This window comes from Rhodococcus oryzae, from assembly GCF_005049235.1.
Classification (GTDB): Bacteria; Actinomycetota; Actinomycetes; order Mycobacteriales; family Mycobacteriaceae; genus Rhodococcus_G; species Rhodococcus_G oryzae.
The window spans coordinates 1-22852 of record NZ_SUMD01000021.1; the positions used below are offsets into that span (position 1 = coordinate 1).

At 69.6% G+C, this 22852-nt stretch carries 23 protein-coding genes; 15 read left to right on the top strand and 8 right to left on the bottom strand.

Annotated elements, in window-relative coordinates; translation table 11 throughout:
• Positions 1-165: 165 nt before the first annotated feature.
• The 3 genes from FCG67_RS24565 to FCG67_RS24575 all read left to right on the top strand — a co-directional run bounded on the left by FCG67_RS24565 (position 166) and on the right by FCG67_RS24575 (position 3498).
• On the top strand, positions 166-1563 hold the full coding sequence (locus tag FCG67_RS24565) for an NAD(P)/FAD-dependent oxidoreductase (protein ID WP_136912191.1): 1398 nt from the start codon (positions 166-168) through the stop codon (positions 1561-1563).
• Between the two features lie 22 nt (positions 1564-1585).
• Positions 1586-1945, top strand: coding sequence for a cupin domain-containing protein (locus tag FCG67_RS24570; RefSeq protein WP_136912192.1), 360 nt, complete (start codon positions 1586-1588; stop codon positions 1943-1945).
• Between the two features lie 77 nt (positions 1946-2022).
• Positions 2023-3498, top strand: coding sequence for a gamma-aminobutyraldehyde dehydrogenase (locus FCG67_RS24575; protein WP_136912193.1), 1476 nt, complete (start codon positions 2023-2025; stop codon positions 3496-3498).
• 78 nt (positions 3499-3576) lie between these two features.
• On the opposite strand, the gene serS is transcribed toward FCG67_RS24575, so the two are convergent.
• Entirely contained in the window at positions 3577-4833 is a 1257-nt protein-coding gene (gene serS / locus FCG67_RS24580) for a serine--tRNA ligase (protein ID WP_136912194.1), read from the bottom strand.
• A 221-nt stretch (positions 4834-5054) separates the two neighbouring features.
• Between serS and FCG67_RS24585 the strand changes: the two genes are divergently transcribed.
• The 5 genes from FCG67_RS24585 (at position 5055) to FCG67_RS24605 (ending at position 8937) form a co-directional block, all read left to right on the top strand.
• Positions 5055-6047, top strand: coding sequence for a septum formation family protein (locus FCG67_RS24585; RefSeq protein WP_246045273.1), 993 nt, complete (start codon positions 5055-5057; stop codon positions 6045-6047).
• A gap of 1 nt (position 6048) precedes the next feature.
• A complete protein-coding gene (locus tag FCG67_RS24590; RefSeq protein WP_077043246.1) occupies positions 6049-6399 on the top strand; it encodes a metallopeptidase family protein in 351 nt (116 codons plus the stop codon).
• 131 nt (positions 6400-6530) lie between these two features.
• Complete coding sequence (locus FCG67_RS24595) at positions 6531-6839, top strand: PE family protein (RefSeq protein WP_077043247.1); 309 nt, start codon at positions 6531-6533, stop codon at positions 6837-6839.
• 32 nt (positions 6840-6871) lie between these two features.
• On the top strand, positions 6872-8113 hold the full coding sequence (locus tag FCG67_RS24600) for a PPE domain-containing protein (RefSeq protein WP_136912196.1): 1242 nt from the start codon (positions 6872-6874) through the stop codon (positions 8111-8113).
• Positions 8110-8937 (top strand): ESX secretion-associated protein EspG, encoded by an 828-nt coding sequence (locus tag FCG67_RS24605; RefSeq protein ID WP_136912197.1) that lies wholly within the window; start codon positions 8110-8112, stop codon positions 8935-8937. Before FCG67_RS24600 ends, FCG67_RS24605 begins: the two co-directional genes overlap by 4 nt.
• Positions 8938-9010: 73 nt before the next feature.
• Here the strand turns inward: FCG67_RS24605 and FCG67_RS24610 are convergent, their stop codons facing one another.
• Together FCG67_RS24610 and FCG67_RS24615 are read right to left on the bottom strand one after the other, a co-directional pair.
• Positions 9011-9592: an NADPH-dependent FMN reductase gene (locus FCG67_RS24610; protein WP_136912198.1), complete on the bottom strand. Its 582-nt coding sequence runs from the start codon at positions 9590-9592 to the stop codon at positions 9011-9013.
• 2 nt (positions 9593-9594) lie between these two features.
• Positions 9595-11079 (bottom strand): MFS transporter, encoded by a 1485-nt coding sequence (locus tag FCG67_RS24615; RefSeq protein ID WP_136912199.1) that lies wholly within the window; start codon positions 11077-11079, stop codon positions 9595-9597.
• A 68-nt stretch (positions 11080-11147) separates the two neighbouring features.
• On the opposite strand from FCG67_RS24615, the gene FCG67_RS24620 reads away from it, so the two are divergent.
• The 4 genes from FCG67_RS24620 to FCG67_RS24635 all read left to right on the top strand — a co-directional run bounded on the left by FCG67_RS24620 (position 11148) and on the right by FCG67_RS24635 (position 15193).
• On the top strand, positions 11148-11825 hold the full coding sequence (locus FCG67_RS24620) for a TetR/AcrR family transcriptional regulator (RefSeq protein ID WP_136912200.1): 678 nt from the start codon (positions 11148-11150) through the stop codon (positions 11823-11825).
• Positions 11826-11952: 127 nt separating this feature from the next.
• Positions 11953-12798: a CPBP family intramembrane glutamic endopeptidase gene (locus tag FCG67_RS24625; RefSeq protein ID WP_136912201.1), complete on the top strand. Its 846-nt coding sequence runs from the start codon at positions 11953-11955 to the stop codon at positions 12796-12798.
• Positions 12799-12854: 56 nt separating this feature from the next.
• Positions 12855-14243 (top strand): HNH endonuclease signature motif containing protein, encoded by a 1389-nt coding sequence (locus FCG67_RS24630; protein ID WP_136912202.1) that lies wholly within the window; start codon positions 12855-12857, stop codon positions 14241-14243.
• A gap of 146 nt (positions 14244-14389) precedes the next feature.
• Positions 14390-15193 (top strand): alpha/beta fold hydrolase, encoded by an 804-nt coding sequence (locus tag FCG67_RS24635; RefSeq protein ID WP_136912203.1) that lies wholly within the window; start codon positions 14390-14392, stop codon positions 15191-15193.
• Positions 15194-15324: 131 nt separating this feature from the next.
• On the opposite strand, the gene FCG67_RS24640 is transcribed toward FCG67_RS24635, so the two are convergent.
• The 5 genes from FCG67_RS24640 to FCG67_RS24660 all read right to left on the bottom strand — a co-directional run bounded on the left by FCG67_RS24640 (position 15325) and on the right by FCG67_RS24660 (position 19568).
• The gene (locus FCG67_RS24640; protein WP_136912204.1) at positions 15325-16491 is read right to left on the bottom strand and encodes a lipase family protein; all 1167 of its coding nucleotides are present in this window, start codon (positions 16489-16491) and stop codon (positions 15325-15327) included.
• Between the two features lie 78 nt (positions 16492-16569).
• Positions 16570-17178, bottom strand: a complete 609-nt coding sequence (locus tag FCG67_RS24645) for a TetR/AcrR family transcriptional regulator (RefSeq protein ID WP_136912205.1) — start codon at positions 17176-17178, stop codon at positions 16570-16572.
• Between the two features lie 4 nt (positions 17179-17182).
• A complete protein-coding gene (locus FCG67_RS24650; protein WP_136912206.1) occupies positions 17183-17866 on the bottom strand; it encodes a histidine phosphatase family protein in 684 nt (227 codons plus the stop codon).
• A 4-nt stretch (positions 17867-17870) separates the two neighbouring features.
• On the bottom strand, positions 17871-18788 hold the full coding sequence (gene pheA, locus FCG67_RS24655) for a prephenate dehydratase (protein WP_136912207.1): 918 nt from the start codon (positions 18786-18788) through the stop codon (positions 17871-17873).
• A gap of 39 nt (positions 18789-18827) precedes the next feature.
• On the bottom strand, positions 18828-19568 hold the full coding sequence (locus FCG67_RS24660) for a hypothetical protein (RefSeq protein WP_246045272.1): 741 nt from the start codon (positions 19566-19568) through the stop codon (positions 18828-18830).
• Between the two features lie 124 nt (positions 19569-19692).
• Here FCG67_RS24660 and FCG67_RS24665 point away from each other — a divergent pair, with 124 nt between their 5' ends.
• The 3 genes from FCG67_RS24665 (at position 19693) to FCG67_RS24680 (ending at position 22814) form a co-directional block, all read left to right on the top strand.
• On the top strand, positions 19693-20463 hold the full coding sequence (locus tag FCG67_RS24665) for a DUF2470 domain-containing protein (protein WP_136912208.1): 771 nt from the start codon (positions 19693-19695) through the stop codon (positions 20461-20463).
• 22 nt (positions 20464-20485) lie between these two features.
• Positions 20486-21295, top strand: a complete 810-nt coding sequence (locus tag FCG67_RS24670) for a CPBP family intramembrane glutamic endopeptidase (RefSeq protein WP_136912209.1) — start codon at positions 20486-20488, stop codon at positions 21293-21295.
• A 253-nt stretch (positions 21296-21548) separates the two neighbouring features.
• Entirely contained in the window at positions 21549-22814 is a 1266-nt protein-coding gene (locus tag FCG67_RS24680) for an LCP family protein (protein ID WP_169310610.1), read from the top strand.
• Positions 22815-22852 lie beyond the last annotated feature (38 nt).

A 22852-nucleotide genomic window follows, 5' to 3' on the forward strand; every position in this document is an offset into this window, starting at 1 on the left:
GGACATCAACATGCCCTTCGGCGGAGCCGGCGGCAAAGGCACCGGCTGGGGCCGCATCGGCGGCAAACACACCCTCCTCGACATGTCCGACCTCCGCACCGGCGTCATCCACCTGGGCCGCTGACCCCCAGCACGGATCTCACACGCAAGAAGAAAGGCCTCCGCATGCCCACCACCAGCCCGTCGACGTTGAGCGGGGTGAGCCAGTCGCCGTACTGGTTCGACGTGACGTCCGCTCCGGCACCCCTCCCGGCGCTCGATGCAACCATCTCGACCGATCTGCTGGTGGTGGGCGGCGGGTACACCGGCCTGTGGACAGCGCTCCTGGCCAAGGAGGCCGACCCCGATCAGCGTGTGGTGCTGGTCGAGGGCAGCACGGTCGGGCACGCCGCGAGCGGGCGGAACGGTGGCTTCTGCTCTCCGAGCATCACCCATGGGCTCGCAAACGGGGTGCAGCGCTGGCCTTCCGAGGCGGCGACGCTGCATCAGATGGGCCTGGAGAACCTGGCCGGGATCGAGGACACCCTCGAGCGGTACGGGATCGATGCCGACTACAGCCGTCCCGGCAAGGTCAGCTTCGCCCGGACCCCATGGGAACTCGAGGGTCTCCGTAAGTACTCGGAGATGAGCGGGAAGTACGGCGAACAGTCACGGTTCATCCCGACGTCGGAGGTCGGCGAGTGGACGACCTCGCCCGCCTATCTCGGTGGCCTCTACCTGCCCGACTACTCCCTCGTCGACCCCTACAAGCTGGTCCTCGGCCTGCGCCGAGCATGCCTCGAACTCGGCGTGGAGATCTACGAGAACACCCCGGTCTCTTCGCTCGACCGCGGTTCCGACGGTGACGTCGCGGCCACCACCCCGATGGGCCGGATCGACGCGGCGAGGGTCGCGTTGGGAACCAACGCGTTCAAGCCGCTGCTACGACGTCTGTCGACCACCGCGATCCCGGTCTACGACTATGCCCTCGTCACCGAACCGTTGTCGGACAACGACTTCGAGGCGATCGGCTGGACGCAGGAGTTCGGGCTCACGGACGCCAGCAACCAGTTCCACTATTACCGCAAGACCGCGGACAACCGCATCCTGTGGGGTGGCTACGACGCGATCTACCACTACGGATCGCGCCGGGACGCGGAGCTGCTCGACCGGCCGCAGACCTATGCCCGCCTCGCCGAGAACTTCAGTGCCACCTACCCCCAGCTGTCGCATGTCCGGTTCAGCCATGCGTGGGGTGGGGTCATCGACTCGTCCACGCGCTTCTGCCTCACCTCCGGCAGCGCCTTCGGCGGGCGCGTCGCCTACGCGATCGGGTTCACCGGCCTCGGTGTCACCGCAACCCGGTTCGGCGCCCAGATCATGCTCGACCGGCTGTCCGGCGAGAAGACGCCCCGAACCGAACTGGCGATGACTCGGCGACAGGCGATCCCCTTCCCCCCGGAACCGGTGCGCTACCTCGGCGTGCAGGCGACACGATGGTCCATGGCCCGCGAGGACGAGCGCGGCACCCGCAACCTATGGCTGAAACTGCTCGACAAGCTCGGCCTGGGATTCGACTCCTGAACCAATCCACAGAAGGCCAACCATGACACCCACAGATCTGGGCGCCTGGGCGCTGGAGCAGAGCTTCAACCCCGGTTCGCTGACACTCGATCACACGGCACTGGCGACTGAACTCGTCATCGACGGGACGCCGACCACCGCGCACCGGAAGCTGACCACCCTCTCGGACCTCACGATCGGGGTGTGGGAGCACACCCCGGGGACCTCCCGCGATGTGGAGGCCGACGAGGTCTTCGTCGTTCTCGCCGGTGATGCCACCATCACCTTCGACGACGGCTCTCCCGCGATCGATCTCTACCCCGGAGCGCTGGTCCGGCTGCTGGCCGGACAACGCACCGTGTGGACCGTCCGCGATACCCTCCGCAAGGTCTACATCACCTGAACCTCGGTGTGACGCCGACGATTTCGAGGATCGAGGTCACCGTCCGCCCGGACCCACCACGACGAAAGTTGATCAGGATGCATCAGTACATCGACGGCAGCCGCCGAGACGGCACCTCCGGTCGCACCCAACGCGTGATCGACCCCTCGACCGGCGAGGAGATCGCCACTGTCGCGCTCGCCAGTGCAGAGGACGTCGACCTGGCCGTCGCAGCGGCACGTCGCGCGTTCGGAGCCTGGTCCCGCACCACACCCGCGGAACGGTCCGCCCTCCTGCTCCGGACGGCCGAGGTCCTTCGCGAGCGGCAGGACGAACTCGCAGAACTGGAGAGCCGCCAGTGCGGCAAACCGATTCGTCTCGCCCGCGAGTTCGACGTCCCCGGATCGATCGACAACGTCGAGTTCTTCGCCGGGGCGGCACGCATACTCGAGGGCAAGGCCACCGGCGAGTACTCCCCCACCCACACCTCGAGCATCCGACGCGAGCCGCTCGGTGTCGTCGGATCGATCGCGCCGTGGAACTACCCGCTGCAGATGGCGGTCTGGAAGATCTTCCCGGCGATCGCCGCAGGCAACACCGTTGTCCTCAAGCCCGCCGAGATCACGCCCCTGACCGCGCTGGTCCTCGCCGAGGCCCTGACCACCGCGGGCGTTCCGGACGGCGTTGTCAACATCGTCGTCGGCGATGGCCGGGAGGCGGGCGCGGCGCTGGCTCGGCACACCGATGTCGACATGATCTCGTTCACCGGCTCGACCGCGGTGGGTCGGTCCGTCATGGAGGCCGCCACCTCCAACGCCAAGCGTGTCCATCTCGAACTGGGCGGCAAGGCCCCCTTCGTGGTCTTCGACGACGCCGATCTCGAAGCAGCCGTCCACGGCGCGGTGGCCGGCAGCCTGATCAACGGCGGACAGGACTGCACGGCGGCGACCCGGGCGATCGTCCACGAATCGATCATCGACCGGTTCGTCGCCGGTGTCGCCGAGCTGTACGAGTCGGTGACCCTCGGGCCGACCGCGGAGGACGCGACGGACATGGGGCCGCTGAGCTCGTTCGCGCATCGCGACAAGGTCGCTGCGATGGTCGAGCGTGCGCGCGGCTACGCGACGATCGTCACCGGTGGCCGCGCAGGCGAGGGCAACTTGGCCGCGGGCGCCTACTACCACCCGACGCTCGTCGTCGGCGCTGGCACCGACAGCGAGATCTACCGCGACGAGGTATTCGGTCCCGTCCTGACAGTGACGCCGTTCCGCGATGACGACGAGGCCATCGCGCTGGCCAACGACACCCCGTACGGGCTGGCCGCGTCGGCATGGACCAACGACCTGCACCGCGGCCTCCGCGCCACCCGGGAGATCGTGGCCGGCTGTGTCTGGGTCAACGACCACATCCCCATCATCAGCGAGATGCCTCACGGCGGGGTCAAGCAGTCCGGATTCGGGAAGGACATGTCCTCGTACTCGTTCGAGGAGTACACCTCGATCAAGCACGTCATGTTCGACCTCTCCCGCGAACCGCGGAAGGATTGGCACCGGACGATCTTCCGGATCGACTAGTCACCTGCACGACGACATCGGCGGGCCTGCACCTCTGTGAGGTGTAGGCCCGCCGATGTCGTTCGCGACCGGGTGGCGTCAGGGACGCAGGACGTCCGTGCCCACGAAAGGCTGCAGCGCGACGGGCACGGTGACGCTGCCGTCGGCCTGCTGATGGTTCTCCAGGATCGCGACGATCCAGCGGGTGGTCGCCAGCGTGCCGTTGAGGGTCGCGGCGGTCTGCGGCTTGCCGTTCTCGTCCCGGTAGCGGGTGCCGAGCCTGCGGGCCTGGAAGGTCGTGCAGTTCGAGGTCGACGACAGCTCGCGGTAGGCCTGCTGGGTCGGAACCCATGCCTCGCAGTCGAACTTGCGCGCCGCGGACGAACCGAGGTCGCCGCCCGCGACGTCGATCACCCGGTACGGCACCTCGATGGCCGCGAGCATCTCGCGCTCCCAGGCGAGCAGCCGCTGATGCTCGGCGTCGGCATCCTCCGGCTTGCAGTAGGTGAACATCTCCACCTTGTCGAACTGGTGCACGCGGATGATGCCGCGGGTGTCCTTGCCGTGGCTGCCCGCCTCACGGCGGAAGCAGGACGACCAGCCCGCGTACCGCTTCGGCCCCTCGCTCAGGTCGATGATCTCGCTGGAGTGGTATCCGGCGAGCGGGACCTCGGAGGTGCCGACGAGGTACAGGTCGTCCTGCTCCAGGTGGTACACCTCCTCGGAGTGCTGGCCGAGGAACCCGGTGCCCTGCATGATCTCCGGCCGCACCAGCACCGGCGGGATCATCAGGGTGAAGCCGTTCGCGGTCGCCTTCTGCGCGGCCAGCTGTAGCAGGCCGAGCTGCAGCAGCGCGCCGTAGCCGGTCATGAAGTAGAAGCGCGCGCCGGACACCTTGGCGCCGCGCTCCATGTCGATCAGGCCGAGCGACTCGCTGAGCTCGAGATGATCCTTGGGCTCGAAGTCGAAGGACGGGAGCTCGCCGACGGTGTCGAGGGTGATGAAGTCGTCCTCGCCGCCCGCCGGTGCACCCTCCTGCACGATGTTCGAGATGGCGCGGGCCGCGGCATCGAGCGCGGCGTCCGCCTCGTGCTGCGCGGCCTCCGCGTCCTTGACCTTCTGAGCCAGTTCCTTCGACCCGGCGAGCAGCGCGGGCCGCTCCTCCGCGGAGGCCTGCCCGACCTTCTTGCCGAGCGCCTTCTGCTCCGCCCGGAGGTTGTCGCCGGCCAGCACCGCGGCGCGGCGGGCCTCGTCGGCCGCCAGCAGCGCGTCGACCAGGGCCGGGTCCTCGCCCCTGGTGCGCTGTGACTCGCGGACGACGTCGGGATTCTCGCGCAGGAACTTGAGGTCAATCACGACCACAAACCTTACTTGGTACGTGGGCACGGCCCTCAACGCGTGCAGGGGAAGGTTCGGCATCGGCGCGACCAACGGGCATGATGGACGAGATGTCCGACGAACACGCCAACGAACGCGACGCCTCCGGGCGGGGCGACGACGCGCGCCTCGACACCGAGGCGACCCGCGACTCGGGCACCCCTTCGGCGGACAAGCCCGGACACCATCTGTCGGCGACCATGACCCGGCGCGCACTGGCCGCGATCGCGCTCGGCGCGATCATCGCCGCCATCGCGACCGCGGTCTTCTCCGGAGGCTTCAAGAGCGAGAACGACCTCAGCACGCACGCCAACACCGGCGGCCCGATGTCGACCGGCGCGGTGTCGGGCAGCGCGTTCGGCACCGCCCATGCGGGCGACTGTCTGACCTGGACCGAGGACGACGCCAGCGACCTGGAGAAGGTGGACTGCTCTTCAGAGCACCTGTTCGAGGTCGCCTCCGAGGTGGACCTGAGCAACTTCCCCGGCACCGAGTTCGGCCCCGGATCGAAGTTCCCGGGCGTGCTCCGGTTCTCCCAGCTCCGCGACGAGCACTGCACCCCCGCGGTCAACGAGTACCTCGGTGCCAAGTTCGATCCGAACGGCAAGTTCAGCGTCGGCCTGATCAACCCCGGGGTCGCAGGCTGGGCGGCCGGGGAACGCACGCTGCGCTGCGGTCTGCAGTACTCGGGTACGACCGGCAACCCGCAACCGATCTACGGGACGGTGGCCGGGCAGGACCAGTCGAAGACCTGGGACGCAGGCACCTGCATCGGCATCAACCAGAACGTCCCCACGGACCCGGTCCCCTGCACGGACCCGCACGCCTTCGAGGTGATCTCGCTGGTCGACCTCGGCGCCAAGTTCACTGGCGGCTTCCCGGACATCCCGGACCAGGACAAATACCTCGAGGAGACGTGCACGCAGGCGTCGAACGAGTTCCTCGGCTCGCCGGACGCGCTGCGGAACAAGACCCTCACCCTGTTCTGGGACAACATCGATCTGACCAGCTGGCTGGCGGGCAGCCGGAAGGTCACCTGCTCGGTCGGCAAGGAGCTCGACACCGGCGGGTTCGCCTCGATCGTCAACTCGGCCAAGGGCGACATCTTGATCAACGGTGCCCCGCCGATTCCGCCGCCGCCGGTTCCCGAGGGCCGTTCGCTGCCCGTTCCGCTGCCGGGCGCGGGCAATTGACGTGACCGTGCAGATGACCGAGGCCCGCTTCGAGGAGCTGGTCTCCGAGGCGCTTGACCTCATCCCGGCCGAACTCGCCCGCGCGATTGACAACGTCGTGGTGCTGGTGGAGGACCGCGATCCCGAGGAACCCGGACTGCTCGGGCTCTATCACGGCATCGCGCTGACCGAACGCGACAGCCACTACGGCGGTTCGCTGCCGGACACCATCACCATCTACCGCGAGGCCCTCCTCGACGTCTGCGATTCCGAGGAACAGGTGATCGAGGAAGTCGCGATCACGGTGATCCATGAGGTCGCGCACTATTTCGGCATCGAGGAAGAGCGCCTGCACCAGCTCGGCTGGGGGTAGCGGGCGCGGTCGGCGAAATTGGTGGGAACCGGTCGGGCGCGCGCCGCGTCCAACCTCTTGACGACCAATCTCGGTGTCTGCGGATCGCCCCGCGGGCCCCGCTCCGCCGAGCCCTCAAGGAGGCCGCGACCATGTCAGGCCATGTGTATGTCGCTCCCGAAGCCCTGATCTCCGCCGCGACGCAGCTCGATGCCCTCGCGGCGCGCCTGGAGGCCACGGTCCGGGTCAACGCGCCTGCGCTGCACCTGGCGCCCGCGGGCACCGAAGAGGTCTCGGTCATGGTCGCCAACTCGTTCAACTCGGTCGCCGACAGCTTCCTGCCGTCCGCCGCCACCGGCGTCGCCGAGCTGCGGGTCGCCGCCGAAACCCTGCGCAAGCACGCCGCCGAGTACGAGAACCAGGACCATTCCCTTGGCGCCTCGCTCGCCGCGGGCATGTGAGCGTCCGACACCGGATCTGAGGAGACACCGATATGACCATGGGATTCACCGGCGTCGTCTGGATGCCTCGCGGGGCCACCTGGAACTCGACCGCCCTCAACGCGGGAGTCGGGCCTGTACAGCTGTCCGCGGCGGGCGTCGCCTGGACGAACATCTCGGCCGGCCTGCTGGACGCGTCCGCGACCATGACCAAGGTGATGGGTGAGCTGCGGGTGGGCTGGGAGGGGCTCGCCTCCGATGCCGCCCTCGCCAAGCTCATCCCGTTCACCGCCTGGACCGAGGAGTCCACGGCGATGGCGACGACGACGGCGGCCAAGGCGGCCGCCGCGGCCAGCACACACTCGGTGGCCCGGATCACCATGCCGAGCCTGCCCGAGATCGCGGCCGTCAAGACCGCGAAGGTGGTGGCGCACACCGTCGGGGGCTCGCTGGCCGGTGCAGGCGCCGCCGCGGAGGCCGCCGACCGGGCGATGGATCTGCGGGCGGCGCTGGTCATGGAGAGTTACGAGGCCGCCTCGACCGCGGTCTCGGTGCCGCAGAGCTTCACCCCGCCGCCGCCGTTGGCGACCGGCGCGCAGGCCCCTGGCGCGGGCACGCAGGAGGCGGTGCCCACGAACAAGGACGACATCGACTGGCGGACCAACCCGGCGGGCGCAGCGATGGCCGCGGTGATGGCGCAGGCGCAGAACCCGGCCGTGGTCAGCGCCGCCTCGCAGGCCGGCTCGATCGCAGGCGCCGGATTCAGCACCGTCACCTCGACCGCGACCTCGCTCGCTCCCGCCGCGGTGTCCGCGATCACCGGCGGTGGCTCCGGCCAGTCGTTCGGCGGCTTCGCCGCGAGTCCGACGGCGGGTGCCGGCACGGGCGGCCGTTCGGGCTCGGGGTCGGGGTCGGGCGCCACCCGCACCATGACCTCGGCCGGTGGCATGGGCCGCGGCGGCGCGGGCGGCTTCGGCGGCGGTGGCGCCGGGCGCGCCACGCTGCCCGAGGGTTGGGGACGCGGCGCCGGTGGCGGCCTCGGCGGCGGGGTCACGGGTGTGCCGGGCGCCTCGGAGGTGTTCGCGTCCGGAACCGCACGCGCGGAGGCGGCCATGGCGGCCGGTCCGCGCGGTGGCCAGCTCGGCGCCCCGATGATGGGCGGCGCGGCAGGCGGCGGGCAGGACGACGAGGAACACCACACCCCCGCATACCTGAAGAACTTCGAGCACTTCAGCGACGGCCGCGTCGTCATCCCCGCGGTCCTCGGCGCGGATCCCCAGGAGTACGAGCGGTGATCGACTCGGGCACCCTTTCCGCGCCGTCCCGGTTGGAGTCGGTCACGCTCGGCCTCGACGAGCTGGACCTGCTGGTCAACGTCCTCGGCATCGACGAGCTGCCGGTGGTGTTGAACGCGACGGCACGGTTCGACTCGGTGGCCGCGAGGGACGCCGCCTTCGACACCGCCCGGGTGTCCCTCGCCGAGCGCGGGCTCCTCGAGGCGGGCGCGGTGCACCCGGACGTCGCCGAATGGCTGCAGGTGCTGGCTCGTCCGTACTGGGAGGTGGCGCTGCGGTGGTATGTGCCTTCGGATGGTCGCTCCGCAGGCTCCGCTCCTGCCGAGGAGATCTCCCGGCTCTGCCTCGCCCACGGACCGACCGGATCGGTGCTCGCCCTCCGCGGGCCCGACTCGTATGTGCTGCAGCGCGCGGAGCATCCCGCCGGGGAACTGATGCTCGACGCGATCGGACGGCAGGCGCCGGTCGACCTCGGAGTGATCAACGCGCCGACCGAGCAGCTGGTCGCCGCGTTGGCGGACTGCGCCGACGCCAGGTCCACCGCGCGACGGCTTGCCGCGCTCGGAGTCGCCGACCAGGATGTCGTGACGGTCTCCGCCGCGCTGGCCTGCTGCCGGGAGCGCGCCGAGATCGTCGCGATCCGGCACGGCGACGGCAAGGTCGAACCGATCGGCGGTCCCGTGACGGTGTTCGACACCGACAGGGGCCGGATCGTCGGCACCTCGAGCGTCTCGGCCGACGGGGTGGCCTGGTCCACCCTGAGCGCGGGCAGCGATGCGCGGTTCCGTCAGGCCATCGACGTTCTGGTCGGCGCCGTCAGCTGACGGGTTCCGGCGAATACCGGCCCACTGCAACAGAAACCCGCATGCGCCCCGCCGATTCGGCGGGGCGCATGCGTCAGGCCGCCTCGGCGTAGGGCCGGGCCTCGCGTGCCGAGCGCAGGGCTGACCCCCACCATTCGAGCTGTTCGAGCATGTTCGCGCCCGCCGAGTGGCTGATCGCCGGGTCGACCGGCCTGCCACCGTCGAACACCGACGCTGCGCCATGGAAGCTGACGCTGTCGCGCACGCTCGTTGCGTGGAGTTCGGCGAAGACGAGGCGCAACTGCTCGACGGCGCGCAGCCCGCCGCCCTGGCCGCCGTACGACACGAATCCGACCGGCTTGGCCCGCCACTCCTCACGGAACAGATCGATGGCGTTCTTCAACACCGCGGGAAAGCTGTGGTTGTACTCGGGGGTGACGACGACGAAGGCGTCGGCCACGTCGAGACGCGCCCCGAGGGCCGCGACCGACGCACTCGGCTGGGCACCCCAGGCCGGGTGCGCCACAGGCAATTCGATGTCTGCGAGGTCGACGACGTCGAGGTCCATCGCCGAGACCGACGAGGCGAGGCCGGTGAACCAGCTCGTCACCGTCGGACCGAAGCGGCCGTCGCGGGTGCTGCCGGTGATGACGACGAGGCGAAGGGGTCGGGTCATGATCAGTTCTCCTTGGTGGGATGGGACGGGGCGGGACGGAGCAGCACGGCGACGGTCGCGGCGGATGCCGCACAGAGAGCCGCGATGCCGACGAGGGTGAATCGCCAGACGGTGGTGAGTGAGTCGGCGAGCAGGGCGGGATCGGGGCCACTCAGGTTTCCGGATGAAACCTGTTGCGCCAGAGCGTTATCACCGAGGGACACGCTCAGGAGCGAGACCATCACTGCGCCGACCAGCGCCAGGAGGACGGCATTGGAACCGCCTCGCACAGTGTTGAGCAGGCCCGAGGCCATGCCGACCCGATCCGGTGGCACGAGCGCCATGGCCCTCGCATCGATGATGCCGATGGCCAGGCCTGCGCCTACGCCAATGGTGACGAGGGGACCGAGGAGCCCCGCGGCGGAGATCCCCGGGTGCAGCACCAGCAGCCAGGCATTGCCGAGGGCCATCGCGGCCAACGCCGTGGTGATCACCAGGCGCGGCGACGCCCCGCCGTTGACCAGTCGGGCACCGAGCGAGGGGACCGCGATGATCGGGACCGTGAGCATCAGCATCACCGCACCGGCGCGGCCCGGCGAGATGCCGTTCACGCCCTGAAGGTAGGTCGGCAGCGTGACGAGCACGGCCGTCGAGCCGAGGGCGAGGCTGGCGCAGGCCAGGCACCAAGCGGCAAATTGCTTGTCCCGCAACAGATCGAGATCAAGCAGGGGGTGCGCCGCTCGCTTCTCGATCAGGACGAATGCGATCAGCAACACCACGCCCGCCGCGAACTGGGCCAGAAGCAGGGGGCTGAGGGAGGCCGCGCCGGGCAGCTGCGTGATCGCGAGCATGACGAGCCCGAGGCCGGCGATGAACGTGACCGCGCCACGCCAATCGATGCGTACGTCCGCGTCCGACCGGGACTCGCTCGCGAAGGCGGTGCCGATGAGTATCACCGATCCGAGGATCGCGAAGACAGAAAACGTTGCCCGCCAGCCGAGTCCGCCGATCAGCAGGCCCGCGATGGTAGGACCGACGGCCAGGCCGACGCCCGCCGCCGTGCCGACGGCAGCGAAGGCCCGCGTCCTGGCCGGCCCGTCGAAGGTGGCGGCGAGCAGCGCGCCCCCAGCCGCCATGATCCCGGCGGCGCCGACCCCGGAGACGGTGCGCGCCACGTCGACGATCCAGATGTTCGGCGCGGCGGCCACCGAGGCGGTCCCGGCGACGTAGACGAGTGCGCCGACACGCAGCACCCGGCGCCTGCCGAGCAGGTCTGCCAGTGACCCCGCGACGAGCATGAAGCACGCGGCCGAGAGGAAGTAGCCCGTGACAACCCACTGCAGGGGGCCGCCGGAGGCGTTCAGATCGGCACCGATCTCGGGCAGGGCAACGGTCGTCCCCGACATCAACATCGGCCCGATGACGGCGCCCAGCAGAACGACGCCGAGCGTGATCCGTCCGCCGGTGGGCTCGAGGACTTCCCGGGAGGCTTCGCGTGTCGTGGTCATAGCGGCAAAGGTACAACGATCGTTGCACTATGTAAAACGGTCGTTGTAAATTTGCTAGGATCAGCAGCATGAGCAGCCCAGACGCGACGGGCCCCCGACCCAGGGGCGGGTCCACCGAGAAGCGCAACGCGATCCTGCGGGCGGCACGCAAGGTGTTCGGCCGCGACGGCTACGCGCGGGCGAGCATCGACACGATCGCGGCCGAGGCCGGCGTCTCCACCCGGACTCTGTACAACCATTTCGGCGGCAAGGAGGCGCTGTTCACCGAGACCGTCACCGACAGCGCCACCGGGGTCTCCGCGGCCCACATCGCGACGGTGGGCCGACACCTCGACAACGTCACCGACCTACAGGAAGACCTCGTCGCCCTCGGGTTCGATCTGGTGATCAGCCCAGTACAGGCGGAGTTCGCAGACCATTTCGCGATGGTCCGACAGATCAACTCGGAGGCGGCGCACTTCCCCCAGGCGTCGCTGGAGGCCTGGCAGGAGGCGGGTCCCCGGCGCGTCCATCGTGAGTTGGCAAGGGGTTTCGAGCGGCTTCAGACGCAGGGCCTACTGCGCCCGGCCCGATCCGAGCGCATGGCGCAGCACTTCCTGGCCCTGGTCGGCACCGAGGTGCAGCAGCGCTCCGCCAGCGGTTCCGCTCCATTCGACGACGCCGAGATACGTGACATCGTCGAGGACGGTGTCCGAGCATTTCTCGGCGGCTATCTGCCGCAGGACCGCGGCGCGTCCGCCGAGTAGCCGGTGGCCGCTGGCGCGTTTGCCCATCGTTCCGGAATTGGTGTACGGCCGTTCATCTCCCAGTGCCACCGTTCACGAAGATCGGGAGCCGGCCGCGTTCTCGCCGCCTGAGGAGAGGGATGCAGCAGTGACCATTTCCGACACCGGTCGCGAACTCCAACCCGGAGCACGGCAACCGATGACGAATGGTCGGCGATTAGGGCTCGCGGTCGCGCTGATGGCGGCATGGCCGACCGTGGCATACGGCTTCGGCGCGCTTCCGTTGCCGGTCCTGCAGCCGCAGTGGTTCCCGCACCTCGGGGTGCTGGTGACAAATGCGCTGGCCGGAACCGTGGTTCTCGCGGGCGCCTGGAGCCTCGGACTGATCGGCCCCCAGGCGGGTAACGACAGAGGCCTCGGCAGGGCAGGGATTCGCGCGGGTTCGGGCCCGCGCAGCCACCTGTGGTTGCTGCCCTTGCTGGCCATCGCATTGTCTTATGCATTCATTGGCAAGGGCTCGACTCCGGGAATCACAGGGACACTCGGCTATCTGGCCAGTGCTGCGGTGGGCCTGCTCGCGGTCGGGGTGTCCGAGGAGTTGGCGTCCAGGGGGATTCCCCTCGGCCTGGCCGCACCGTCGGGCAAGTGGCGCAGCGTGCTCACCGTGGCCCTGATCTTCGGCCTCTGGCACGTCGGCAACTTCCTCTTCTTCGGGCAATCACTCGATGAGACCGCGTGGCAGGTGCTGGTGAGTGCCGTGTACGGGTTCGTCCTCGGGGCCGGCAGGCTGGTCGTCGGCTCGATCTGGCCCCTGGCCTTCTTGCACGGGCTGAACGACTGGATGCAACTGAACTCGCCTGGTGCGGCGCCCTTTTGGTATCAGGTGACCGTCATGGTGTTCGAAGTGATCTGGGGAACCGTGATGCTGACGGTTGCCGTCAGATCGCCCGTGATCACAGGCGAGTCTTCCCGCAGGGCTGAAACTCAGGCTTGATTGGCAATAGCGCTCGAACCCTTGCGGTAGAACGTATGTTCGATTAGACTTCGAACATGGATCTCGACGAGATGCTCACCGCGCCACAGGATGTGGCCGCGTGGCAGCTCGCCGACGCCGAACTCCTTCAGCTGATTCCCGAACTCTCGCTGCGGATGCGGCAGCTCGAGGCACTGCGCGTGCGCCTGATGCATCAGGTCGATCAACGGTGCGTGGCCGAACAGGTCGGGGCCTCGTCCCCCGGCAACTGGCTCGCCGGCGCGACCACCATGACGCCCGGCCAGGCGAACAAGATCGTCAGACTCGGACGGGAACTGGCCAAGCATCCGGAGGTAGCCGCCGCGTTCGACGCCGGAGAAACCGATTACGACCAGATCCGGGTGATCGTCGAACTCCTGAACAAGGTGCCCGACGGTGACGCCCCCGCCCGCTCCGACAACACCGCGACTGATACCGACAGTGACGCTTCCGGTGACGGTGATGCTGAGAATGTGTTCGACATCGTCGGAACCGACGCCACCCGAACCGAGGCCTGCGCCCGCTACCTGCTCTACGCAGCCCGCACCGAAGACTCCACGGTCCTCGCCCGCCGAGCCAAGGCACTCGAACTGATCCTCAACGGCGACAAGAAGAACCCCGACTCCGAGAACGCGGAACTCAACGAATTCCACGCCTCGCCCGGACTCGGGGGCCGCGTCCACCTCAAGGGACACCTCGACGCCGCCTCCGGCGAAGCCCTGCTGACTGCCTTGTCCGCGCTGTCCAAACCGCGCCCCGGAGCCGACAACCGCGACGGACAAACCAGCAAAGACCAACGCAAACCAGCCCAACGCCGAGCCGACGCCCTCACCCACATCGTGCGCTCATATCTGGACTCCGCGCAGGCGCCCGTCGAAGGCGGCGAACGACCCCACATCAACGTCTTCGTCGACGCCGACGACCTCGCCGCCACCACCGACCAGCACCACCATCACGAAAAGGGCCATCACCGCGGTCGTCGGCGCGGGCCGGCTTGGATGCCCTGGTTGGGGCCGATCTCCCTCGATCTCGCCGCCCAGATCTCCTGCGACGCCGACATCACCCCCATCACCATGGACTCCGACGGCAACCCGATCGACGTCGGACGCACCACGCGCCTGATCCCCCGCAAACTCCGCCGCGCCCTCAACTCCCGTGACTGCGGCTGCGCCTTCCCCGGCTGCGGACGGCCCGCCGCCTGGACCGAAGGCCACCATATTCAGCACTGGTCCAACGGCGGACCAACCAACCTGTCAAACCTGGTACTGCTCTGCCGCTTCCACCACACCACCATCCACCGCGGCGACTGGACCGTATCGATCGGCGACGACGGCCACCCCTGGTTCACCCCACCCACCTGGATCGACCCCCAACGAAAACCCATGCCGGCACACAACCGGCGCAACCAACTCCCCTTCGCCGCCTAGTGGCAAACCCACAGGGCACCGCCCGACACCACCCAGAAATGGGAGGCGTCGGCGGTGCCCTGCGCCGTGAACAAGTTCCTGCCTGCCCTCGACATCCGGGAGTACGGATGTTATTGATGAAGAGGCCGCGAAATCAGGGGAGCACAATGGTCACACCATTGAGCCGCGCGGGATCAGGCGAGCCTGTGCTGCTTTTGCACGGTTTCACGTTGTCCCATCACGGGTGGCACGGCGTGGTGGACAATCTCTCCAGTGATTTCGATGTGCTTGCACTGACGATGCCTGGTCATTGGGGCGGCCCTCGACTCCGACTTCGCGACCTCGGGGTCCGGGGCATCGCCGATGGAATCGAGCGCGAGCTCGACGCCATCGGCTGGGACACCTGCCACATTTCGGGCAATTCGCTCGGCGGGCTAGTGGGGTTCGAGCTCGAACGCCGCGGTCGCGCAAGGTCTCTCGCCCCGATCAATCCCGGTGGAGGATGGAAGAGATTCTCCTACACCGAGTTTCGCCTGGGAACTGAAGTATCCCTGAAGTACCCACTGGCCGTGACCTCGCGACTGCTCGGCGATCGGGCCGCGACTCGTGGCTTCTTTCAACGCCCGATCCTTCGCAAATGCAGTCGGGATATGTCGAACGTCAGCCCCGAGGACGCGGCCGATGTCATCCGCGCGGTGTCCCACTGCCCGGTCTACATGCCGATCCAGTTGGCATTCCTGCGCGACGGGCCCCTTACCGGACTCGAAAACGTCTCAGTGCCTACCTCATTGATCTTGTCGGAATTCGACACCTTCCTCACACGCGCGACCTGCATGCAGCGGCTGATCGATGAACTCCCCGACCACGTCGAGGAAGTCACCCTCCCGGGCGTCGGCCACATTCCGATGCTCGAGAATCCCGAGATCGTGGCCGATGCGCTCCGGACGCATCTATACAAGGCTACGAGGTGAATCCCGATCGGCCACATCACCGACCGGTCGACACGGCGCCGCGCCCCACCCCAACGCCACGGGGCGCCGCCGTGATTCGGTGGCGCCCCGCTCGGTTACGTTCCAAGCAATGCGTTGCGGCGATCGGTTACCTAGCAGGAGCTCCCCATGCATGGCTTCTCGCCGGCGAACAGCTTCGCGATGAACGGGGTGCTGTCCGGCACCGAGGCGGCCACCGTGCCGCCGTGATCGGTCGGGTAGGTGCGGAACGCGAACTCCACCCCGTTCGCGGTCAGATCGGCGACCAGCTTCAGCGTCAGCGGGATCGGGACGTCCATGTCCTGCTGACCCTGTGCGATGAGCAGCGGGCGGTCATACCCGCTCGTGGGCACGGTGAGGATCGAGCGGACCGCGTCCATGAACTCGGGGGTGTCCACCGAGCGCGAGAGCAGCTGCCCGATCCCGACGTCGGCGTACTTGGTGCGCGCGTCGACATAGCAGATCGAGGTCTCCACATCGGCGAGAATGCTGCGACCGAGGGGGCTGAGGTAGGAGTCGATGTCGACGTCCGGCCGTGCCGCCCGGAGCCCGTCGAGCACGTTGGCGATGTACACCGTGGTGCCCTTGAGCGGCAGCTTCGGGAACGCCGGGCCGCCCAGCGGCAGCGCCATCTCGATATTCGAGGGCGCACCGGTCGTCACCGCCCCTCGGTAGTCCAGCTCCGGGGCATAGCGGGTGGCGATGTTCGCGGTGAACAGCGTCGCGTGACCGCCCTGCGACTGCCCGGTGGCGACCCACTTCGTCGACAGCTCGGGCGTGACCGCGCGGGCGGCCCGCACCATGTCGATCACGCTGTGCGCGGCCGAGCGCCCGTCCAGGTAGGGATGCACGCCGGGGGTACCGAGCCCGACATAGTCGGTCGCCACCACCGCGTAGCCCTGGGCCAGCCAATGGCCGAGATGGGTCAACGCACGCTCGGTCGGCGGATTGACGCTGGGCGCGCACTGGTCCGCGACCCCGGTGGTGCCGTGCGCGTAGGAGATGACGGGCCAACCGCCCTCGGGTGGCGTCCCCTCGGGCAGGTAGACGGCTCCGGTGCTGAGCATCGGCTTGTCCTGCGGGCCCTTGGACCAGTACGTCAGCAGCGACGACGACGCGGTGCCGGGCAGCCAGCGATCACGCGGCAGTTCCTCGCTGCTCACGACGGAGCCCGGGGCCTCGGCCTCGCCGGCGACGGCCGCGGCCGGCGACACGGCCCACGTGGCGGCGACCAGAGTCACGCCCGCAGCCACAAGGGCGGTACGAAGTCGGTGGGTCATCACTCTCTCCTCACGGCAGTGCGCCCGGTCACATTCAGCGCCGGGCACACAGACCATAAAGTTAGACCTACCGATCGGTCAAGCAATCTTCCAGCCGCGGACCCGCGCATCGAGATCGTCGACGAGGAACGCGAATGCCCGGTCCACCCGCGGGCGGTCACCGGTGGCGAGCAGGTCCATCGACAGGCCCCTGATCTGGGCGAGGATCAGGGTGGCCAGCTGCGGCACCTGCGCGTCCGGGCAGCCGGCCCCGCGCAGGCCGTGCTCGAGGACGGCCAGCCACTGGCCGACGAAGTGCTCGAGAAAGCGCTCGTGCCCTGCCGGATCGAGCAGGGCCTGCACGTAGATCTCGAGCATCACCCGGAACCGCGGCAGCGTCTCGGGCGCCGTCCGCGCGTCCCACCAGGCGGTGAGCAGGGCGATCGGATCGGCACCCGACTCGGCCAGCAACTCCGCGGGGATCGACTCCCCCCGCATCCCCTCGATCACCTCGGCGAGCAGGTTCTCCTTGCTGCCGAAGTGGTGCAGCAGCGACGCATGCGACACCCCGACCGCCTTCGCCAGCGGGCGCATCGACAACTCCCCGACCCCATTGGCGATCACGTACTCGGTCACCGCCGCGAGCAGCTCGTCCCGCCGGCCGGCGTACCGCAGGGTGCGCTTGTCCACACGATCGGACTCGGGCACCGCGTCAGCCCATCGGGTCGTCGGGCCCGGCGCTGGCGAAGGGTTCGAAGGGCGGCACCAGCAACCCCCACCGCACGCATCGCCAGCCACCGTCCGCGGTGGGCACCAGCTCCACGGTCTGGGTGTTGTCCAGGTGCGTGTTCGCGGAGAAGACGCCGTTGATGCCCGCGAGGTGCGCCGCGACCAGGCGGATCGCGGCGCCGTGGCTGACCACCAGCACGTCGCCCGAACCCGGCTCGGCGGCGTCGTCCACCGAATCCTCGAGGAACTCCTCGCGCAACGAACTCAGCACCGGCACGTAGCGCTCGAGGATGTCGTACCCGGACTCACCGCCCGGCACCCGCACACCGAGGTCCCCGGCGTGCCAGGAGTGGTAGACCTTCATGAACAGCTCGTGCGACTCGCGGTCCGAGCGGTCCTCCAACTCCCCGGCCTGCGCCTCGTGGATGCCCTCACGCACCTGAGTCGCGATGCCCGATTCCCGCTCGACGAACTGAGCGGTCTGCCTCGCCCGCAACGCAGGCGAGGCCACCAGGGCGCGCGGCACCCTTCCTGCCACCGAGAGCCCGAAGGCCTGGGCCTGACTCTCCCCGAACTCGGTGAGCCGGGCCCCCGGCAGCCGGGTGTCCAGCCGCCGCTCGACGTTCGCCTCGGTCTGGCCGTGGCGAACCAGGATCAGCTTGCCCATGCCGTCACCTCCCGTCCGATTCGCCGGACCGTATCCGGCGCAACCACTCTGTCGCCTCCTCGTCCGACGGCGGCCGCACCCCGCCGGGGGTCGCGGCAGGCCACGAACCGAGGAAACGCACGTCGTGCTTGCGATGCAGGGCCTTGAGCGCCTCGGCCACCGCGGTGTCCTCGAGGTGCCCGATGCAGTCCAGGAAGAACCTGTACGTGCCGAACTCGATACGGGTCGGCCGGGATTCGATCCGGGTGAGATCGATTCCGCGGGTGGAGAACTCCGCCATCGCACTCACGAGGGAACCGGGTTCGTTGTTGAGCTGCAGAACCACCGCGGTGCGGTCAGCGCCGGTGGCCGCGGGAACCGGAGCCGGGCGCGTCACGAGGACGAAACGCGTTCGCGCGCCGTCGAAGTCGGCCACCGAATCGGCGAGAACGCTGAGCCCCAGTCGTTCACCGGCCAGCGCGGTGGACACAGCGGCATCGGCGATCCCCGCCGCGACATCCTCCGCCGCACCGGCATTGGAGGACGCAGACTGGACCACGGCGTCCGGGAGCTTGCGCTCGATCCACATGCGCACCTGCGCGCCCGCGACGGGGTACGCGCGGATGGTGCGCACCTGGTCGAGGGTGGTCCCGGCGCGACCGAGGATCGTAAAACTCACGTCCAGTTCGGTTTCCGCGACGATCTGTAGCCGCTCGTCGGACGCCAGCGCGTCGAGGGTCGGGGGCACCGGCCCCTCGACCGAGCTCTCGATCGGGACGACAGCGCCGTCGACGCGACCCTCCCGGACGAGCGCGAGCGCGGCAGGCGGGCTGGGGGCGGACACTCGCTCCACCGGACCGTCGAAGGCCCCACCCGATTCCATCTGGGCGAGGGCCATCTCGGTGAACGTTCCGGACGGTCCGAAGTAGGCGATACGAGGCACACGACAAGGTTACTCACCTGCCGCGATACGAGCCGGGGTTCAGGGCGCAGCGGTGGCCGTGATTCCGTGTGCCGCCAGGTGACGCTCCGCCTCCTCGGCGTCGTCGACCTCGATGCTCAGCAGCACCGTGCGAAGCGCCTCGGCGGCGTCCTGGTTCAGCCCGGCGACCCGGCTCGGGTCCGGGGTGACGAACGCGGTCCGGACGTCGTCCCCGCGCAGGGCCGCAACCGTGGCCGCGAGGATCGCCAGCGCCTCCGCCCCTGAGGTCGCCCTGGCCACGAAGCCCGCATCGGAGTGCGCGAGGACGGCCAGGAAGTCGGCCACCTCGTCGGGGCTCGGACCCGCGCGCAGTCCGGGATGCGCGCCCGCGTCGGCGATCCGAGTGGCGACCTCGGCCGCCCAGCCGGCCTCCGAGTCGTCGTCGGGGGCGACGAACACCGCCAGGGGTGCCGACAGCGGGTGTGGGTTCGACTCCCCTGGTTGCGTCAGCTCGATGGCGTCATCGAGCTGTTCCAGGCTGCAGTCGAGGTCGAAGCGTGCGACCGCGGGCCCGTCCGACGCGAGGGTGTCGGGCGCGACGTCGAGCGACACGACGACGGAATCGCCCGAGCCCGAGCCCGAGCCGAGTGCGCTCGCCGCCAGCACCGGGGGACCGAAGATCGCGCCGAGGCGCCTGCGCGACACCGCGGCCGCGTCCGGGCACCGCTGCGAGAGCAGGCCCGCGAAGGGCGGCTGCCGGTCGTTCGGCGTCGGCGAATGAAGGGTGAGCAGGGTGGACACGGCCCCAACCGTAGTCGCCGCGTACGGAGATCTTGCGGGCCATCAGGTCCTGCCGTAACTTAGGCATGGCTAACCTACTGTGATCGGCATCTCCGTTGCCCCGACCGAACGAAGCGAGCGCCACATGACTGCTGCCACAACCACCCAGGGTCCGTCGACCGCGGAGCGGGTCCGCAGCGCCTGCGCCCGAGCCCAGCAGGCGGTGCTGGCCATCGACGGCAGCGATCCTGTCGAGGTCTCCGTTCAGCACCTGCGGGCCTGCGGCGACGTCGTGCTCACCGTCCGCACCGACTCGGTGGCCACCGCACTGACCTGGCAGGCGGGGCGAGCCGGGCTGCCAGCGGTGCTCGAGCTCACCGACCTGACCCCGCTCTCCCTGCGGGAACCGGTGCGGTCGCTGGTCTGGCTGCGCGGCGCCCTGCACCCGGTGCCCGCCGAGGCCTCCCGCGCGCTGGCGGCCGCCGTCGCCGACGAGCGCCCGGACCCCGCGTTGCTCGACGTCGGGCACACCACCACGCTGCTGCGACTGATCCTTGACTCGGCGGTCGTGGCCGATTCGCACGGCGCGGAGCCGGTGCCGGTGGACGCGCTGCTCGCCGCCCGCCCCGACCCGTTCTGGGAGGTCGAGGGCCCCTGGCTCGAACACCTGGAGTCCGACCACGGCGAACTCGTCGACCAGCTCGCCGGCCGACTGCCGCGGGCGCTGCGGACCGGCCGCGTCCGGCCGCTCGGCATCGACCGTTACGGCATCCGGCTGCGTATCGAGGGCGAGACGGGCGACAGCGACGTCCGGATGGCCTTCGCCCAGCCGGTGGACGACGTGTCCGAGCTGAGCCGCGCCCTGCGCCTGCTCGTGGGCTGCCCTTTCGTGAACGGTCTGCGCGCCCAACGCTGACGCGCGGCATACCCTCACCGGTGTGACCCGGTTCGACGCCTGGCTCCGGCCTACCCCGCCCCCGCAGACCGAACCGCCGCTCGACGCCGCTGGCCGTCGCGCACTGTGGCTCGAGATCACCATCGTGCTGCTGGTCACCTTCGGGCTCAGCGGGCTGTCCGGCATCCTCTCGCTCATCGAGGACGCGCTCGCGCCCGGCGGACTCGCCGACCAGACGGTGGCACTGAACGCCTCCCGATCCGAGCACGGCTGGATCGACCTCGGCCGCCAGCTGCTCGGCATCGTCAGGCTCTGCGCCTGGTCCGCGCTCGGCCTGTACCTGCTCTGGCGCAGCGGCCTCGGCCCCGCGAAGATCGGGCTCGGCCGGCCGCGAGCCCGCGCCGACGTGCTGCCGGGCGTGGGACTGGCCGCGCTGATCGGACTGCCCGGACTCGCCCTCTACCTGGTCGCCAACGCCGTCGGCGCGAACCTGACCGTGCTGCCGAGCACCATCGAGGAGCACTGGTGGCGGCTGCCCGCGTTGCTGCTGTGGGCGCTCGCGAACTCCGGCGCCGAGGAGGTGCTGGTCGTCGCGTACCTGATCTCGCGGCTGCGCAGGCTCGGCTGGGGCGAGAACTCGTCGCTGCTGGCCTCCTCGCTGCTGCGCGGCAGCTACCACCTCTATCAGGGCCTCGGCGGCGGCATCGGCAACGTCGCGATGGGCCTCGTCCTTGGCCGGTACTGGCAGCGGACCAACCGGCTGTGGCCGCTGATCGTCGCGCACTGGCTGATCGACGCGGTCGCCTTCGTCGGGTACACCGCCCTACGTGGCCACGTCTCCTGGCTGCCCTGACCAGTAGAGTCGAGCCGTGAACGGCGAGGATCCCCAGTACCGCGACCCCCGCGATCCGCGGCAGGGTCGCGGTGTGCCGCCGCGCGGACCGCAACCCCAGCAGGGCCGTCCGGTGCCCCCACAGCAGGGCCGTCCGGTCCCGCCCCAACAGGGCCGTCCGATTCCCCCGCAGCAGGGCCGTCCGCTACCGCCGCGGCAGGGCCAGCCGATGCCTCCGCGGCGTGTGCCGCCGCCCCAGGGCCAGGGCAGGCCGATGCCCCCCGGCCCCGAGGGCACCCAGGTGATCCGCCGCGACGGTCGCCGAGCCGAGCCGACGCAGGGCGCGCGTGCCTGGTCGCAGGCTCCCGAGCCGTCGCCACAACACGGTGTCCGCCCGGGCGCGACGGAGCCGACCAGGGCCCACCGCCCCCAGGGCGGGTCGCCCTACGCACCGCCCCAGAAACCGGAGCCGTACGCCGACCCGTACCGCAGGCAGGCCGACCGCGTCGGCCCTCCGGTCCAGCCGCCCCGCCGAACCGGTCCAGCGGCGCCTCCCCCGCAGCCGCCCCGGCCGGCGAAGACACGCCGGAAGGCGAACTGGGGCCGCCGAATCGGGCTCGTCCTTGCGGCACTGCTGGTCCTCGTCGGCGGCTCCGTCGTCTACCTGGACCGCGGGCTGAACCGCATCGACGCGCTCGCCGACTACCCCGGCCGGATCGGCGACACCCCGGGCACCAACTGGCTGCTGGTCGGATCCGACAGCCGCACCGGGCTCACCCCGGAGCAGGAGCAGGAGCTGGCCACCGGCGGCGAGCTCGACTCCAAGCGAACCGACACGATCATCATCGTGCACATCCCCAAGAGCGGGAAGTCCACGATGGTCTCCATCCCGCGCGACTCATACGTGACCATCCCCGGCTGGGGCAAGGACAAGATCAACTCCTCGTTCTCCGGTGAGGACGGCGGTCCCCAGCTGCTGGTGCAGACCGTCGAGGAGGCGACCGGGCTGCGGATGGACCACTATGTGGAGATCGGGTTCGGCGGGTTCGCCGGCATCGTCGACGCCCTCGGCGGCATCAACATCTGCGTGCCATATCCCATCGACGACCCACTCGCCGGCATCAACCTGCAGCCCGGCTGCCAGGACCTGACCGGCGCCCAGGCGCTCGGCTTCGTGCGGACCCGGGCCACCCCCCTCGCCGACCTCGACCGGATGAAGAACCAGCGCGCGTTCATGTCGGCGCTGTTGGACAAGTCGACCAGCATCGGCACCCTGATCAACCCATTCCGGCTCTGGCCAATGGCGACGAAGACCGCGGAGTCGGTGCAGGTGGACGAGGACGACCACCTGTGGAACCTCGCGGGGCTGGCCTGGGCGATGCGAGGCGGCCCGATCGCCACCACCGTCCCGATCGCCGGCTTTGAGGACGTCGACGCAGGCAACGTGCTGATCTGGGACCGCGAACGCGCCTCCGAGTTCTTCGGCGCGCTTGCCGAGGATCGGCCAATCCCGGAGTCCCTGATCACGACCGGTCCCTGAGCGGGTCGCGCAGCCCTGCGGACAGGTCCGCGCCGGTA